At 69.4% G+C, this 13,691-nt stretch carries 14 protein-coding genes and 2 tRNA genes; 9 read left to right on the top strand and 7 right to left on the bottom strand.

Going from position 1 to position 13,691, the window contains the following annotated elements; all coding sequences use genetic code 11:
- Window position 1: 1 nt before the first annotated feature.
- On the bottom strand, window positions 2-343 hold the full coding sequence (locus GA0070561_RS24035; protein ID WP_091405403.1) for a hypothetical protein: 342 nt from the start codon (window positions 341-343) through the stop codon (window positions 2-4).
- A 139-nt stretch (window positions 344-482) separates the two neighbouring features.
- Between GA0070561_RS24035 and GA0070561_RS24030 the strand changes: the two genes are divergently transcribed.
- Entirely contained in the window at window positions 483-1,028 is a 546-nt protein-coding gene (locus tag GA0070561_RS24030; RefSeq protein WP_091405400.1) for a hypothetical protein, read from the top strand.
- A 165-nt stretch (window positions 1,029-1,193) separates the two neighbouring features.
- On the opposite strand, the gene GA0070561_RS24025 is transcribed toward GA0070561_RS24030, so the two are convergent.
- Complete coding sequence (locus GA0070561_RS24025) at window positions 1,194-1,460, bottom strand: hypothetical protein (protein WP_091405397.1); 267 nt, start codon at window positions 1,458-1,460, stop codon at window positions 1,194-1,196.
- Window positions 1,461-1,554: 94 nt separating this feature from the next.
- A complete protein-coding gene (locus GA0070561_RS24020; RefSeq protein ID WP_091405394.1) occupies window positions 1,555-3,702 on the bottom strand; it encodes a M14 family zinc carboxypeptidase in 2,148 nt (715 codons plus the stop codon).
- 179 nt (window positions 3,703-3,881) lie between these two features.
- On the opposite strand from GA0070561_RS24020, the gene GA0070561_RS24015 reads away from it, so the two are divergent.
- Window positions 3,882-4,391 (top strand): SigE family RNA polymerase sigma factor, encoded by a 510-nt coding sequence (locus GA0070561_RS24015; protein ID WP_091405391.1) that lies wholly within the window; start codon window positions 3,882-3,884, stop codon window positions 4,389-4,391.
- Window positions 4,388-5,218, top strand: a complete 831-nt coding sequence (locus GA0070561_RS24010; protein ID WP_091405388.1) for a hypothetical protein — start codon at window positions 4,388-4,390, stop codon at window positions 5,216-5,218. The genes GA0070561_RS24015 and GA0070561_RS24010 overlap by 4 nt, the downstream gene beginning before the upstream one ends.
- 111 nt (window positions 5,219-5,329) lie before the next feature.
- Here GA0070561_RS24010 and GA0070561_RS24005 read toward each other — a convergent pair whose 3' ends face one another.
- The 3 genes from GA0070561_RS24005 to GA0070561_RS23995 form a co-directional block, all read right to left on the bottom strand.
- A complete protein-coding gene (locus GA0070561_RS24005) occupies window positions 5,330-5,722 on the bottom strand; it encodes a hypothetical protein (RefSeq protein ID WP_091405386.1) in 393 nt (130 codons plus the stop codon).
- 119 nt (window positions 5,723-5,841) lie between these two features.
- The gene (locus GA0070561_RS24000) at window positions 5,842-6,354 is read right to left on the bottom strand and encodes a hypothetical protein (protein ID WP_141710447.1); all 513 of its coding nucleotides are present in this window, start codon (window positions 6,352-6,354) and stop codon (window positions 5,842-5,844) included.
- A 312-nt stretch (window positions 6,355-6,666) separates the two neighbouring features.
- Window positions 6,667-6,740: transfer RNA gene (locus tag GA0070561_RS23995), tRNA-Gly, on the bottom strand.
- Window positions 6,741-7,061: 321 nt separating this feature from the next.
- Between GA0070561_RS23995 and GA0070561_RS23990 the strand changes: the two genes are divergently transcribed.
- The 6 genes from GA0070561_RS23990 (at window position 7,062) to GA0070561_RS23965 (ending at window position 12,600) form a co-directional block, all read left to right on the top strand.
- A tRNA-Pro gene (locus GA0070561_RS23990) sits at window positions 7,062-7,135 on the top strand.
- A 138-nt stretch (window positions 7,136-7,273) separates the two neighbouring features.
- On the top strand, window positions 7,274-8,620 hold the full coding sequence (gene tig / locus GA0070561_RS23985; protein WP_091405381.1) for a trigger factor: 1,347 nt from the start codon (window positions 7,274-7,276) through the stop codon (window positions 8,618-8,620).
- 222 nt (window positions 8,621-8,842) lie between these two features.
- Window positions 8,843-9,484 carry an ATP-dependent Clp protease proteolytic subunit gene (locus GA0070561_RS23980; protein ID WP_007464111.1) on the top strand — a complete coding sequence of 214 codons (642 nt, stop codon included), beginning with the start codon at window positions 8,843-8,845 and terminating at the stop codon, window positions 9,482-9,484.
- 10 nt (window positions 9,485-9,494) lie between these two features.
- Complete coding sequence (locus GA0070561_RS23975; protein WP_030333536.1) at window positions 9,495-10,157, top strand: ATP-dependent Clp protease proteolytic subunit; 663 nt, start codon at window positions 9,495-9,497, stop codon at window positions 10,155-10,157.
- A gap of 209 nt (window positions 10,158-10,366) precedes the next feature.
- Window positions 10,367-11,662, top strand: a complete 1,296-nt coding sequence (clpX, locus tag GA0070561_RS23970; RefSeq protein WP_030333537.1) for an ATP-dependent Clp protease ATP-binding subunit ClpX — start codon at window positions 10,367-10,369, stop codon at window positions 11,660-11,662.
- 140 nt (window positions 11,663-11,802) lie between these two features.
- The gene (locus tag GA0070561_RS23965; protein ID WP_091405377.1) at window positions 11,803-12,600 is read left to right on the top strand and encodes a carbon-nitrogen hydrolase family protein; all 798 of its coding nucleotides are present in this window, start codon (window positions 11,803-11,805) and stop codon (window positions 12,598-12,600) included.
- A 62-nt stretch (window positions 12,601-12,662) separates the two neighbouring features.
- On the opposite strand, the gene GA0070561_RS23960 is transcribed toward GA0070561_RS23965, so the two are convergent.
- Complete coding sequence (locus tag GA0070561_RS23960) at window positions 12,663-12,887, bottom strand: hypothetical protein (RefSeq protein WP_091405373.1); 225 nt, start codon at window positions 12,885-12,887, stop codon at window positions 12,663-12,665.
- Window positions 12,888-13,691: the final 804 nt, after the last annotated feature.

Here is a 13,691-nt window from a genome sequence, read left to right as displayed (position 1 = left end):
CTCAGCGCGGCGAGCGGGGCAACTCCTCGCGAGGCACCCAGTTTCGCCGCACGACCACCACCCGGGCTTCCGCCTCGGCCAGGTCGTCGTCGGTGGGGCGGGCCGCGTCCCGGGCCCGTAGCGCGGCGCTCAGCCCCACCTGGGACGAGCCGGAACCGACCAACCCGCGCAGCCCCCGCTCGCCGTCGCGCTCGTCGCCGCCCGTGCTTCTGCGTCGCGGCGGCGGCTCGTCACCGTCGTGCACGCCCGGCGTGCTGACCGTCGGGCCGTCCGCACCCGGTCTGGCCGTCTCGGTGTCGGCGTGGTGGCGCAGCCGTCGCCGTCGTCGGTCGGGGTCACCCATCAGCCGACCGTACCCTGGCCGGGTTCGATCCGGCACCGTCGCGGGGCCGCGCGTCCCGGCCGGGGTCGGCGACCGATTTGCCGGCTGGCTACCCTCGAATCAAGGCGGTGCTGTTGCCGTCGGTCAGGGGGAGGACGAGATGGCAGACCAGACGCAGCCGTGGGCGGAGCGGACCGTGGAGGTGCCACCGCAGGCCGGCGTCGGGGTGCCGCCGCAGCGTGACGGGTTCCGCCGGGGGGTCGCTCCGGTCGGTGAGCCGCGCACCCCGCGGACGGAGCCGTTCCCGGTGGTCGAGCAGGAGCCGACCGGCACGGGTTGGCCCGGCGAAGCGGTGCCCCGTCGCTCGCTCAGCTCCCGGATGGCGCAGTTGCGGCGCGGCGGTGAGTGGAGCGCGGCGGCAGGCCTCTTCGCGTTCGTGTGTTGGGGGATCTGGGCGCTGTCCGGTCAGGGTGACCTGAGCGGCCCGCTGCTGGTGCTGGTGCTCAGCCTGCTGGTGGCGGTCGGCCTGTTCGCCCTGTTCCGGCTGGTCGGCCGGGTGGTGCTGGAGCGGCAGCTGGGCCGGGTCCGGCGTAGCGCCCGAGGTGCCCACCTGGCGACGGCGGTGTTCCTCGTCGGCCTCGGCGTGGCGTGGCTCCAGCAGACCGAGTGGGTCGTCTCGGCCTGGAACTGGATCTCCTCGAACTGACCGGGCGTGCACGGGCGGGCCGGTCCGAGACCGCCCACCCGTGCACCCGGTCGTCTCCCCACCAGGCAAGGTCGCTGCTTACCCGGCCGGCCGCGGTTCATCCGTGGCCGGCCGCTCCGACCGGTACCTCCTTCGTGGGCCTGCGTGTGCCCGATGGTGCGGCGGTCAGTGGGTGCCGCCGTGCCCCTCGGCGTCGGCTCGGGGCGACGCGACCCGGGCGGCCGGATCCTCGACGCCGGGCTCGCCGCCGTCCGGGGCGACCGCCCCGTCGTAGTTGTAGAGCGGTCGACCATCGTCGTGCTGCTTGGTGGTCTTGATGTAGCGATGCATCAGGCCGTCGATCTCCACCTCGACGAGTGCCTCGTTGCCGGTCTCGTGGGTGCTGCCGTCTCGGGGGCCGCCCACCAGGTGGGCCGTGGTGTTCGTGTCCATGAACGGGCCCTACCCGCCGGGCACCCGGGGGAAACGGGTGAAATCCGGCCAGCGATGCCGCGCCCCGACGAGTGGACGCGGCACCGCTGAGGGATCAGCCGGCGGATTCGGCGGCGGCGTAGTCGCGGGCCACCCGGACCATCTCCACCAGCCCGCCGGCGTACTCCTGGGATTCGCCGTGCGCCTCGTCGAACGGCGGCTGGAAGCCGACGCCCTCCCACTGGTTGGTCGCCGGGTTCCACCGGTCGTTGCCGACCTCGAAGTCCCAGGCGAAGATGCCCAGCTCGTAGTAGAGCTGGTCGGCCGAGTTGCCGGCGGCGGAGTACAGCACGTCGGCGACCGGTCCGGTCTGCGACGGCCAGGTGACGGTGCCGCGCTCCTGGGCGATGGCGCCGACGATCCGCCGGGCGCTGTTGAGGAACAGCGTCGACTCGTCGATCGACGGTCGCGGCAGGGTGACCCTGCCGTCGGCCCGGTACGCCCCCGGCGGCCACATGAAGTACCCGCCGTAGGAGTGCACGTTCATCGCGAACTTGATGTTCGGGTGGTCCTGAGCGAGCGCGATCACGTTGCCGCTCTCCGCCTCGGACAGCTCGGCGGTGCCCGCGTAGGTGCCGGACAGGCAGTTGGCGCTGGCGCCCACATAGCCGTCGAAGTACGAACCGACTGTGTAGTTGCGGTTGATGTCGACGCCCCACGAGGTGCGGTTCTTCGGGTCGCGGGCCGCACCGGTGCAGTGGTTGACGAGGTTCTTGCGCTGGAAGTTGAAGTCGTTGAACGAGTAGTTCGCGCCGTCCGGGTTGACCATCGGGATGACGAAGATGTCGACCTGCTCCAGCAGCTCACGGGTGGCCGGGTCGGTCCGGGCGTTGGCCAGCATCCGCTCGGCGAACTCCAGCGTCACCAGCGGGGTGGCCCACTCCCGGGCGTGTTCCTGGGAGTAGGCGAGCACCCCGACCCGGGAACCGTCCCGGTGTACGCCGAGGCGCAGCGCCTGCACCGTCCACGGCCGCGCCGGCACCTCGGTGCCCTGGAGGCCGTCGTCGAGTCGGGTGGGGCCGGCGACGGGCATCGGCAGCCCGGCCGAGCCGTCCTCGACGATGGCCCGGAACCGGTCCGGCTGACGGGCGTTGATCGCCGCCGCGACCTCGTCGGTGGTGCTCACCGTCTTGCCTGCGGTGTCGGTGGCCAGTGACACGGTGAGGACGCGGTCGCGGTAGCCGACGGTCAGTGGCCGGTTCGCCCGGCCCGGGTCGACGGTCCGCACCTGGACACCGTTCATGTTCTGGTCGCCGAAGCGGACCGACTCGACCACCAGGGCGGCCACCGCCGGGTCGCCCAGGTAGCCGACGGCGTTGCGTCGGTATCCCTGGGTCTTGTTCGGCAGGTCGATCACGTCCACCAGGTCCCGGTACTGGCGGGCCAGCCGCTTGATCCGCGCCTGGATGTCCACCGGCGTCAGGTACGCGTCGATGAAGTCCTTCTGGTAGCCGGCCGGCAGCGGCGGCGGGGAGGCGTTCGGCCAGGGCGTCGGGGTGACCGCCCGGCTGACCCCGCCGAGGCTTGAGGTGGCGCTCAGCTGAACCGGTCGGCTCGGCACCGGCTGGGGGAGCGCGTAGTGGTACTGGTACTCGCCGGAGTCCTCGAACCGGTACAGCGGGAACGAGCCGGTGGCGCCGTCCGCCGTGCGCCAACTGACGGTGATCTCCACGTCCGGGTCGTCGGTGGCGGTGGTGGCCACCTGGGCCTGCAGGAAGGTCTGTCCGGTCGTGGTCCACCAGTACGCCTGCTGCACCTGGAGGGTGTCCACGGCAGTGGCGGCGGCGGTGGACCGCTGGCCGGCGGCCGGCGCGCGCAGCCCGGCTGCGGTGCGGGCCTGAGCCGCGCGGACGCTGTCGGCGTAGTGCCGGTTGCCGTCCCCGGCGCGCTGCACGACCTGCACGGCCGTCGCGCCCTGCGCGGTCAGTTCGTCGAGTTGCGCGCCGCTGAGCACCAGGTCGGCGATGATCCGGCCGTCCCGCGCCCGGGGCCGGTTGGCCAGGTCCGCACCGGTGGCGACGAGCCGGTCCAGTTGGGCCTGATCGCGGAGCTGGACTCGGACCACTGCGGTTTCGGTGGCGCTCAGAGCGATCGGGGCGGCCGGGTCGGCGGGTGCGGCCGCTCCGGAAGCCGGATGGGACAACACTGCGCTGAACAGGATCACTGTGGTGGCGGCAGCTGTCCACCGTCGTCGGACGATCATGTGCCCTCCTGTGACGGACGTCGATGTGCTTGGTCCTTACACCAGTGCACAGATCGACACCTGTCAAGGCGTCCTCCGCGCCTTCCCGGCGTTGATCCCGTGACATGTCCGCGAGATTCGGAGCAACCCCCTGGGCCAGACCCCGCGTGACTAACTCGAAACAGGGATCGGAGGCCTGAATGAGCGATCGCGACGAGGCGTTCGCCGAGTACTTCGCGGCACGGTCCGGTGCCATGCGCGGCACCGCGTACCTGCTGTGCGGCGACTGGCACCGTGCCGAGGACCTGGTCCAGACCACGTTCGTCAAGCTCTACCGGGTCTGGAACCGGATCTCCCGGCACGAGGTGCTCGACAGCTACGTGCGCCAGATCCTGATCCGGACCTTCCTCGACGAGCGCCGCCGCGGCTGGTGGCGGCGTGAACGGGTGGGTGGCGAGGACGCCGAGCAGGTGGCCCCGCCCGACTCGCCGGAGAGCCGACTGGTGCTGCTCCAGGCGCTGGCCCGGGTGGCACCGCGTCAGCGGGCCGTGCTGGTTCTGCGGTACTGGGAGGACCTGTCGATCGAGGACGTCGCGGCGCTGCTGGAGTGTTCTCCAGGGACGGTGAAGAGCCAGGCGGCACGCGGGCTCGACACCTTGCGCGGCCTCCTGACACCCACCTACAGCGGGATCGAGATGGGGGAGCGATGAACGAGCAGCAGTTGCGCGAGGGGCTGCGCAGCGAGATGGCGGGGACAACCCCACCACCACCATTGAGTACGACAGCCGCGCTCCACGCGGCACGGCGGACGCACTTCCGTCGACGCGCGCTGTGGGCGTCCCTCGGATCGGCGGCTGTCGTGCTGGCGGTCACCGGCTTCGCGGCGGTCGCCACCCCGGACGGCCACGTCTACCAACCGGCGGGCCAGGGGCCACTGGCTTCTCCGGACACCAAGGAGCCCTGGCCGACCGGGCCGGACGGGCAACCGCAGGAGGACCGGACCGCGCGGGCCGGGTCCAGGTACGAGCAGGGCGCTCACCTGCTCACCGAGGCTATCTCGGTCGTACCGTCCGGCTACACCACTCCGGAGGACCCGTCGGGCCGGTCCGCCGAGGAGCGGACGCTGCGGACCCACCAGGCGCAGTTCGAGGCCAAGGTGGACGGCGTCGACGTGTGGAGTTACTCGTCCTCGGTGGCCGTGGCGCAGGGCAAGGGCACCGGTCGCCTGATCGTCGAGGTGCACGCCGCCGGCAACCAGTTGCCGACCGAGCCGTGCGACCTGGCCCAGAAGTTCTGGGGCATGCGGGGCGAGTGCCAGGTCGAGACCGTCGGAGCCGTGCGGGTCGGCGTGGTGGTCCGACCGGGCAGCGACGATCGGCTCGACCAGTGGTCGGCGTACCGGCACCCGGACGGCGTGGTGGTCTTCGTGGCGCAGGGCGTGCGGCTGGACGAGAGCCGGCCGGCGTTGACGAAGCTGCCGTTCTCCGTGCCGCAGTTGGCGGCTCTCGCTGTCGACGAACGGTTCCACCTGAAGTGACACGGCGACTCGGCCTCGCCGAGTGGGTCCAGGTGCCGCCACCGGCGGTTCACCTGGGCCTTGCCGTGTGTCAGAACCGCCGTGACCCGTACGAGCTGCGGCGCGTCTCTCTCAACGGCGCGCAGTGAGGGGCACGAGGACGAGGAGGGCAGTTCCGAGCGTGGCGGCGCCGACCGCCCACCACCAGAAGAACCCGGCGAACACCGAGGCGACCAGGAGCCCCACGCCGAGGCCGGCCAGCAGGCCGAGTGCGAACAGGGCCCGCGGGGGGAGCGCGAGGTACGGCAGGCGTCGTACCACCAGCACCTCCAGCCAGGTGCCGCCCACTGCCAGCAACCCTGCGCCGATCCCGTCGACGGCGGACAGCCCGTGACCCTCGCTGATGGGCACGAGCACCCTGCCCTCGTCGCCCGCCGGGACGAAGAGGACGAGCACGCCGGCGACGATGAGCAGAGCGGCAGTGTGGACCTGCCTGCGCGGGGCGCCCTCACCATCGGGTGACATCGCTACAGTCTCGGCCGCCCGTCAGCGTTTGCACAGGAGCCGTATCGGCGAACTCCGAACTTCTGGCGCCCCAGCTGGTCGGCTGCCCGCCCGCGTCAGCGGACTGGGAGGCGCGCCAGTCAGCTTTCGAAGACCCGGCGACGCCCTTCTCGGCTGGTCACCTTGAGCGTGGCGGGCGGCGTGGCGGGGGACGGCCAGATCTGCAGCAGGTACTCGTCGACAACCGCGCGGTAGTCCCAACTGCTGTTTCCGGCGTCGTCCATCCCCCGGCAGTGGTAGCGCATCCGGTACGAGCCGGGCCCGGCCGAAAGTCTCGGCAGCGCGTGGGACTTTTCTCCGGCCCATTCAATGAGCCTCAACTCCGACCGGGACGCCTCGAACGGCACCTCCACCACGTCTTCGAACCCCTCGAGGTCAGGCCCTGGGTCGCCCTCGTTGACCCTGACCGTGAACCCCACGGTGCCGGTATGGCGACCCGTGACGAGGAAGACTTCGCCCGGCGAGGTGGCGATGAGGCCGGTCGGGCGCCTGCCGAAGAAGACGTTGGGCCAATCGGTCCGACCCCAGGACTGATCATCGGCGATCTCGAGGAAGCCGTAGTGCACTCCGACATGCGCTCGAAACTCAGCCACGCGGCGACAGTAATGCACGCCCCTCGATGCGCTGACTGCACGCTCTGCCATGACCAGCGGATCTCCTCGTGGGGCAGTCGCGGACCGTCCGGCCTCCCCGCACAGGGGCGTAGGCGACGCTCACTGGGGCCGGTACCGGCTTGGGTCCTCCGGGACCTGGTCCTCACCGACAACGCAGCCGATTGCGGCCCGGGCAGCGGCACGCAGGCGTGCCGTGGAGGAGGATCGGTGTCGCGCCGGCAGGATCCGGGATGGGGGAGACAGGAACGGCCCAGGTGCCGCGATCATGCGGTCTACCTGGGCCGTCGTGCGTGGAGCGGGCGACGAGAATCGAACTCGCGTAGTCAGTTTGGAAGACTGAAGCTCTACCATTGAGCTACGCCCGCGTGCATCCCGCCGAAGCAGGACGCGCCCCTAGCGTACCCAATGTCGACGCCCGACGCGTAACCGCGTCGCCGCCCCGCGGTGCCGCGTCGTCCGCGACCCGCCGGCACGGCGCCCCAAGATCCGCACAACATCCGGGATGTAGTGGCCTCGCCGTGCCAGGAGACCACTACATCCGTGAAGTTGTGCGGATCTTGGAGTCGCCCCACGGATCTTGGCGGCACGCAGGTGGAGCGGAATGGTAATTTTCGGGTGATGTGTCCGGGTGGGGGATGCCCCGGCACCGACTGAGGCGTGGCGACGGCATAGACTGCACGTCGCCACGGGGTGTGGCGCAGCTTGGTAGCGCACTCGCTTTGGGAGCGAGGGGCCGTGGGTTCAAATCCCGCCACCCCGACTGTCGTCCGCGGCCGGGCAGCCCCGGGTGCCGCCCAGCGCGGCCCCCGGGCGATGCCGGAGCGTCAGGCCGGCTCGCCTACACTCGATGGGCTGAATCACGCCCAGACTCAACTGAGATCCGTCAAGGAGTACGCCTGTGAAGAGCACCGTCGAGACTCTGAGCCCGACGCGCGTGCGGCTCGCCATCGAGGTGCCGTTCGTCGAGCTCGAGCCGAGCCTCAAGAAGGCGTACCGGGAGATCGGTTCGCAGGTCCAGGTTCCGGGCTTCCGCCGGGGCAAGGTGCCGACCGCGGTGATCGACCAGCGGGTGGGCCGGGGCACCGTCCTCAACGAGGCGGTCCAGGAGGCCATCCCGGAGAACATCCTCGCCGCGGTGCGCGAGCACGACCTGAAGACGCTGGGGCGCCCGGAGGTCGAGATCACCGAGTTCAACGACGGTGACTCGCTGAACTTCACGGCCGAGGTCGACGTCCGGCCGGAGATCACCATCCCGGACGCGAGCACCATCGAGGTGACCGTCGACGAGCTGCAGATCGACGAGAGCGAGATCGACGAGCAGGTGAAGAACCTGCGCGAGCGTTTCGCGACCCTCAAGACCGTCGAGCGGGCCGCCGCCGAGGGCGACTACGTCCAGATCGACCTGAACGCCACCGTCGACGGCGAGGACGTGCCGGGCGGCCAGGCGAGCAACATCTCCCACGAGGTGGGCAGCAAGCAGCTCCTGCCGGGCCTGGACGAGGCCGTGGTCGGCCTCGCGGCCGGCGACGACACCACCTTCACCACCCAGCTGGTCGGCGGCGACTTCGCCGGTCGGGACGCCGAGGTGGCGGTGACCGTGCGCACGGTCAAGGAGAAGGAGCTGCCGGAGCTGAACGACGAGTTCGCCCAGATGGCGAGCGAGTTCGACACGATCGAGGAGCTGCGCGGCGACCTGCGGAACCGGGTCACCCAGGGCAAGCAGGTCGAGCAGATCTACGCCGCTCGGGACAAGGCCCTGGCCCAGCTCGTCGAGGCCGCCGAGATCCCGGCCCCGGAGGGTGTCGTCCGCGAGGAGGTCGAGAGCCGCAAGCAGGCGATGGTCGACCAGCTGGAGCGGATCGGCGCCTCGATGGAGGAGTACCTCGCGGCCGAGGACAAGACCGAGGAGCAGATCGACGCCGAGCTGACCGAGGCGGCGACCGAGGGCGTCAAGGTCCAGCTCCTGCTGGACACGCTCGCCGACGCGGAGGACGTGCAGGTCTCCGACGACGAGTTCGGGCACGAGATCGTGCACCGGGCGCAGCGCGCCGGGATGGCCCCGCAGCAGTACTACGACCAGCTGGTGCGCTCCGGCGCGGCCGCCGCGGTCTTCGGCGACGTGCGGCGGGGCAAGGCGCTCGCGGCCGTCATGGAGAAGATCACGATCAAGGACTCGGCCGGCAACGGGATCACCCTCGACGCCCTGCGCGCCGCCAACGAGGCGGAGCACAACCACGACCACTGATCGTCGGGTGCGGCCGCCGTCCGCCGCTCAGCGGCGGACGGCGGCCGTTTCCCTTTCCGGGTACGTCCCGGGCAGCAAGCACTGCCGGGTACGCCCGGAAGCCCGCGCCGCGGGTACGCCCGACACAGCTGCGCTGAGAGCGAACAGTGCCCCGACCGGGACTCTGCCGCCCCACACAGCGGTTAGTGTCGGGAAAGACGGTACGGAGAGCGAAGGGCTGCCATGACCGACATGCACATCCCCAAGAAGTCGCTCCGGGCGATTGACGCGCGCGGTGGCGACTCCATTGGCAACCTCGACGACTCGGTCTACAACCGGTTGCTCAAGGAACGCATCATCTTCCTGGGCAGTGAGGTGACCGACCAGGTCGCCAACCGCATCTGCGCGCAGCTGCTGCTGCTCGCCGCGGAGGACCCGGACCGCGACATCAACCTGTGGATCAACTCGCCGGGTGGCTCCGTCTACTCCGGCATGGCGATCTACGACACCATGCAGTTCATCGACAACGACGTGTCGACCGTGGCGATGGGCATGGCTGCCTCGATGGGTCAGCTGCTGCTCTGCGCGGGCACCAAGGGCAAGCGGTACGCCCTGCCCCACGCACGGATCATGATGCACCAGCCGTCCGGTGGTCTGGGCGGCACGGCGTCCGACATCGCCATCCAGGCGGAGCAGATGCTCTACACGAAGCGGATGTTCCAGGAGCGGGTCGCGCACCACACCGGCCAGAGCCAGTCGCAGATCGAGGCCGACTCGGACCGGGACCGTTGGTTCACCGCCCAGGAGGCCATGGACTACGGCTTCATCGACAAGGTGATCATCGGAGCCGCACAGGTTCCGGATGGCGCCGGGACCCTGAGCTGAGGAGCTGACGATGACCGATCTGAGCCTGCCGCCCCAGTTCGCGGCCGTGCACAACCGCTACGTGCTGCCGTCGTTCGTCGAGCGCACGTCGTACGGGGTCAAGGAGTCGAACCCGTACAACAAGCTCTTCGAGGACCGGATCATCTTCCTCGGCGTCCAGGTGGACGACGCGTCGGCCAACGACGTGATGGCCCAGCTGCTGACGCTCGAGGGCACCGACCCGGACCGCGACATCATCATGTACATCAACTCGCCGGGTGGTTCGTTCACCGCCATGACGGCGATCTACGACACCATGCAGTACGTCCGTCCGGACATCTCGACGGTCTGCCTCGGGCAGGCGGCGAGCGCGGCGGCGGTGCTGCTCTCGGCGGGCACTCCGGGTAAGCGGATGGCCCTGCCGAACTCGCGGATCATCATCCACCAGCCGGCCACCGAGGGTGGCTACGGGCAGGGCTCGGACATCGAGATCCAGGCCCGGGAGATCCTGCGGATGCGTACGCAGCTGGAGGACATGCTGTCCCGCCACTGCAACCGCCCGATCGAGCAGGTTCGCAAGGACATCGACCGTGACAAGATCATGACGGCCGAGGAGTCCAAGGAGTACGGGCTGGTCGACACGATCCTGACCAGTCGTAAGAAGGGTCTGCTGGCGGCCAACGCCGCCCGCTGAGCTGTACCGGGTCAGAGGTTGGCCGGGGATCCGTTCCCGGCCGACCTCTGACACACCCGTTTTGGGGGTCGGAGAATGCCCCGCCAGCGGGTAACGTCGGGTCCGTACCGCTTCGCCGGTTGGACCGGCGGCGCGAACTAAGCCGGGCGGCGCGCAACGTCCGCAGGTCAGGGCCGGGTCTCCGGCCGATGAGTGCAGGGAGAACGTAGGTGGCACGGATCGGTGACGGCGGCGACCTACTGAAATGCTCCTTCTGCGGCAAGTCGCAGAAGCAGGTCAAGAAGCTCATCGCGGGCCCAGGGGTCTACATCTGCGACGAGTGCATCGATCTCTGCAACGAGATCATCGAAGAGGAGCTGGCCGAGTCCGGCGAGGTGAAGTGGGAAGAGCTTCCCAAGCCGATGGAGATCTGCCAGTTCCTCGACACCTACGTCGTGGGGCAGGATCAGGCCAAGAAGGCGCTCGCTGTAGCGGTCTACAACCACTACAAGCGGATCCAGGCCGAGGCGGCTGGTGCGCCGGGCTCCGGCAGTGACGCCGTCGAGCTGGCCAAGTCCAACATCCTGCTGCTCGGTCCGACGGGGTGCGGCAAGACCCACCTGGCGCAGACCCTCGCCCGGATGTTGAACGTCCCGTTCGCCATCGCCGACGCCACCGCGCTGACCGAGGCGGGCTACGTGGGCGAGGACGTCGAGAACATCCTCCTCAAGCTGATCCAGGCCGCCGACTACGACATCAAGCGCGCCGAGACCGGCATCATCTACATTGACGAGGTCGACAAGATCGCCCGCAAGTCGGAGAATCCGTCGATCACCCGGGACGTCTCCGGTGAGGGCGTGCAGCAGGCCCTGCTCAAGATGCTCGAGGGCACGGTGGCCAACGTGCCGCCGCAGGGTGGCCGTAAGCACCCACACCAGGAGTTCATCCAGATCGACACCACGAACGTGCTGTTCATCTGTGGTGGCGCGTTCGCTGGTCTCGATCAGATCATCGAATCCCGCACCGGGCAGGGCGGCACCGGCTTCGGTGCCCGACTCCGGTCGGTCTCCGAGCGGTCGACCGACGACATCTTCAGCCAGGTCATGCCGGAAGACATGCTCAAGTTCGGGCTGATCCCCGAGTTCGTCGGCCGGCTGCCGGTGATCACCAACGTTCGCAGCCTGGACCGCAGCGCCCTCGTTCGGATCCTCACCGAGCCGCGCAACGCCCTGGTCCGGCAGTACCAGCGCCTGTTCGAGCTGGACGGTGTCGAGCTCGAGTTCGACGAGCCGGCGCTGGAAGCCATCGCCGATCAGGCGATGCTGCGGGGCACCGGTGCCCGCGGTCTGCGGGCCATCATCGAGGAGGTTCTGCTCTCCGCGATGTACGAGGTGCCGAGCAACCCCGACGCCGCCCGCGTGCTGATCACCCGCGAGGTTGTCCTGGAGAACGTCAACCCGACGATCGTGCCGCGTGAGTTCACCGGGCGCCGGGCTCGGCGCGACCGCGAAGAGAAGTCCGCCTGATCCTCTCCGCGTCACGCCGGCCGTTCGATCCTGAGCGGCCGGCGTGATCGTGTTCGGCGCCGTTCGTCAGGGACCACCAGCCGTGCCGGCCAGACTGCGTGACGCTGTCCGTCAGAGCCCTCCAGCCGTACCCTTTGCTCATGCGTGTCGCCGTCTGCCAGCTGAACGCCCGGGACGACCGTAAGGCCAACCTGGCGGCCGCGGAGGCCCTACTGGAGCGCGCCGCCGCCGGCGGCGCGGATCTCGCCGTCCTCCCGGAGTACGTCGACTACCTGGGTCCTGCCGCTGGGCTGCCCGAACCTGAGCCGGTCGACGGCGAGGTGGGCAGCTTCTTCGCCGGGGTCGCCCGGCGGCTCGGAATCTGGTTGGTGGCCGGCTCGTTCCACGAGGCCGGCCCGGACCCGGACCACACCTGGAACACCTCGCTGGTCTTCGACCGTTCCGGCAGTCTGGCCGCGAGCTACCGCAAGATCCATCTGTACGACGTGGAGATCCCCGGTCGGGTCTCCTACCGGGAGTCGGCGAGTGTCGCGCCCGGGGTCCAACCGGTGGTGGTCGACGTCGAGGGGCTGCGGGTCGGCCTGTCGATCTGCTACGACCTGCGCTTCCCGGAGCTGTACCGGCTGCTCGCGTCCGATGGCGGCGCGCAGCTGCTGGTGGTTCCGGCCGCGTTCATGATGCACACCGGCCGGGACCACTGGGAGGTCCTGCTGCGGGCCAGGGCTATCGAGAACCAGTGTTTCGTGGCGGCGGCCGGTCAAACCGGCGACCACGAGCCAGGTCGAACCTGCTTCGGCCGCAGCATGGTGGTCGACCCGTGGGGGACGGTCGTCGGCCAGGTGCCGGACGGCCCGGGAATCTCCGTCGTCGACCTGGACCTGGAGCGGCTCGACACGATCCGCGCCGAGCTGCCCAGCCTGGCCAACCGCCGGCTCTGAGCTGCCCAGTCTGACCAACCACCGGCTCTGCGCCCAGCATGGCCATCCGCCGGCTCTGAACCTCAGCCCTCCAGCAGGACGCCGATCACCGCGAACCCGGCGATGACCGCGGCGGTGACCAGCAGCGCCGTGGTCATCCGGGACCTGCCCCGTCGGGCCAGTCGTCCCACCGACAGCACGAGTACGACCAGCACGACCGCGCCGATCACCACCTGCCAGAACGGCCCGATGAGGCCGAGCAGCGCCTCCTCGGCGAACACCCTGGCGCCGCGCCCGGACTCATCCATGACTGACACTCTGGCACGTCGAGGCGGCCCGCGTCCTCGGCTGCGCCGGGGAGTAGAGGTGCTCGCGTCCTCGGCTGCGCCGGGAGTCGAGGTGCTCGCGTCCTCGGCCGCGCCGGGGCCGACGGGCGCTCTTCGTCCGAACCAGTGATGAACCCTGATTTGCCTTCTCCGGGCCGTCCGCGTAACTTTCTCTCTGCACGGGGGAGGCCGGACAAACCGGCCGAGAACGGGCGCCAGGCTCGTGGCGGGAACGCCGAGCGAGACTGAGGATCGGGCGGTGCGGAACACCTCGGAAACGGGGTTGCGAACGCGGAGCCGACCGGGTAGAGTTTCGGAGCCGGCAGGAGCCGGGCAGAGAGCCGCGAAGCGGCGATCGGCCGGTCTGCGGCTTCCCACGACAGAAACGAACGTCGGCAACGACGTGCGTCATCGTGGACTCGAGCAAGCAACACCATCCGCATAGTCGGTTGAAGCATGACGAACCGCGAAATATCGGTTTGACACGGCGGAAACGAGCGGGTAACGTAGTAAAAGTGCCTGGCGCTGAAAGAGCCGGTCACGGAGCGGGAAATAGCCCCGGTTGGGGTTCCACTGAGGTGGGGCTTCTGGTCGGTGTGTGGTTGTTCTTTGAGAACTCAACAGGGTGCTTGTAAAGCCAGTGCCAATTATGATTTATACCCCGGACTGGTCAGGCTTTGTGTCTGGCTGGTTGGGATTCCTTTGGCAACATTTGTTTGTTGTCAGGATGCTGTTCAACTAATTTTTTGTTGGAGAGTTTGATCCTGGCTCAGGACGAACGCTGGC

It is taken from the genome of Micromonospora saelicesensis, from assembly GCF_900091575.1.
Classification (GTDB): domain Bacteria; phylum Actinomycetota; class Actinomycetes; order Mycobacteriales; family Micromonosporaceae; genus Micromonospora; species Micromonospora saelicesensis.
The sequence above is the reverse complement of the archived record's forward strand: the minus strand, read 5'-3'. Positions and strand labels throughout refer to the sequence as shown.

Coding starts and splice junctions, on each gene's coding strand:
- GA0070561_RS23965 (WP_091405377.1), top strand. CDS start 11,803: ATGCGTGTCGCCGTCTGCCAGCTGAACGCCCGGGACGACCGTAAGGCC.
- GA0070561_RS24035 (WP_091405403.1), bottom strand. CDS start 343: ATGGGTGACCCCGACCGACGACGGCGACGGCTGCGCCACCACGCCGAC.
- GA0070561_RS24005 (WP_091405386.1), bottom strand. CDS start 5,722: ATGTCACCCGATGGTGAGGGCGCCCCGCGCAGGCAGGTCCACACTGCC.
- GA0070561_RS24030 (WP_091405400.1), top strand. CDS start 483: ATGGCAGACCAGACGCAGCCGTGGGCGGAGCGGACCGTGGAGGTGCCA.
- GA0070561_RS23975 (WP_030333536.1), top strand. CDS start 9,495: ATGACCGATCTGAGCCTGCCGCCCCAGTTCGCGGCCGTGCACAACCGC.
- GA0070561_RS23960 (WP_091405373.1), bottom strand. CDS start 12,887: ATGGATGAGTCCGGGCGCGGCGCCAGGGTGTTCGCCGAGGAGGCGCTG.
- GA0070561_RS24025 (WP_091405397.1), bottom strand. CDS start 1,460: ATGGACACGAACACCACGGCCCACCTGGTGGGCGGCCCCCGAGACGGC.
- GA0070561_RS24015 (WP_091405391.1), top strand. CDS start 3,882: ATGAGCGATCGCGACGAGGCGTTCGCCGAGTACTTCGCGGCACGGTCC.
- GA0070561_RS23980 (WP_007464111.1), top strand. CDS start 8,843: ATGACCGACATGCACATCCCCAAGAAGTCGCTCCGGGCGATTGACGCG.
- GA0070561_RS24010 (WP_091405388.1), top strand. CDS start 4,388: ATGAACGAGCAGCAGTTGCGCGAGGGGCTGCGCAGCGAGATGGCGGGG.
- GA0070561_RS24020 (WP_091405394.1), bottom strand. CDS start 3,702: ATGATCGTCCGACGACGGTGGACAGCTGCCGCCACCACAGTGATCCTG.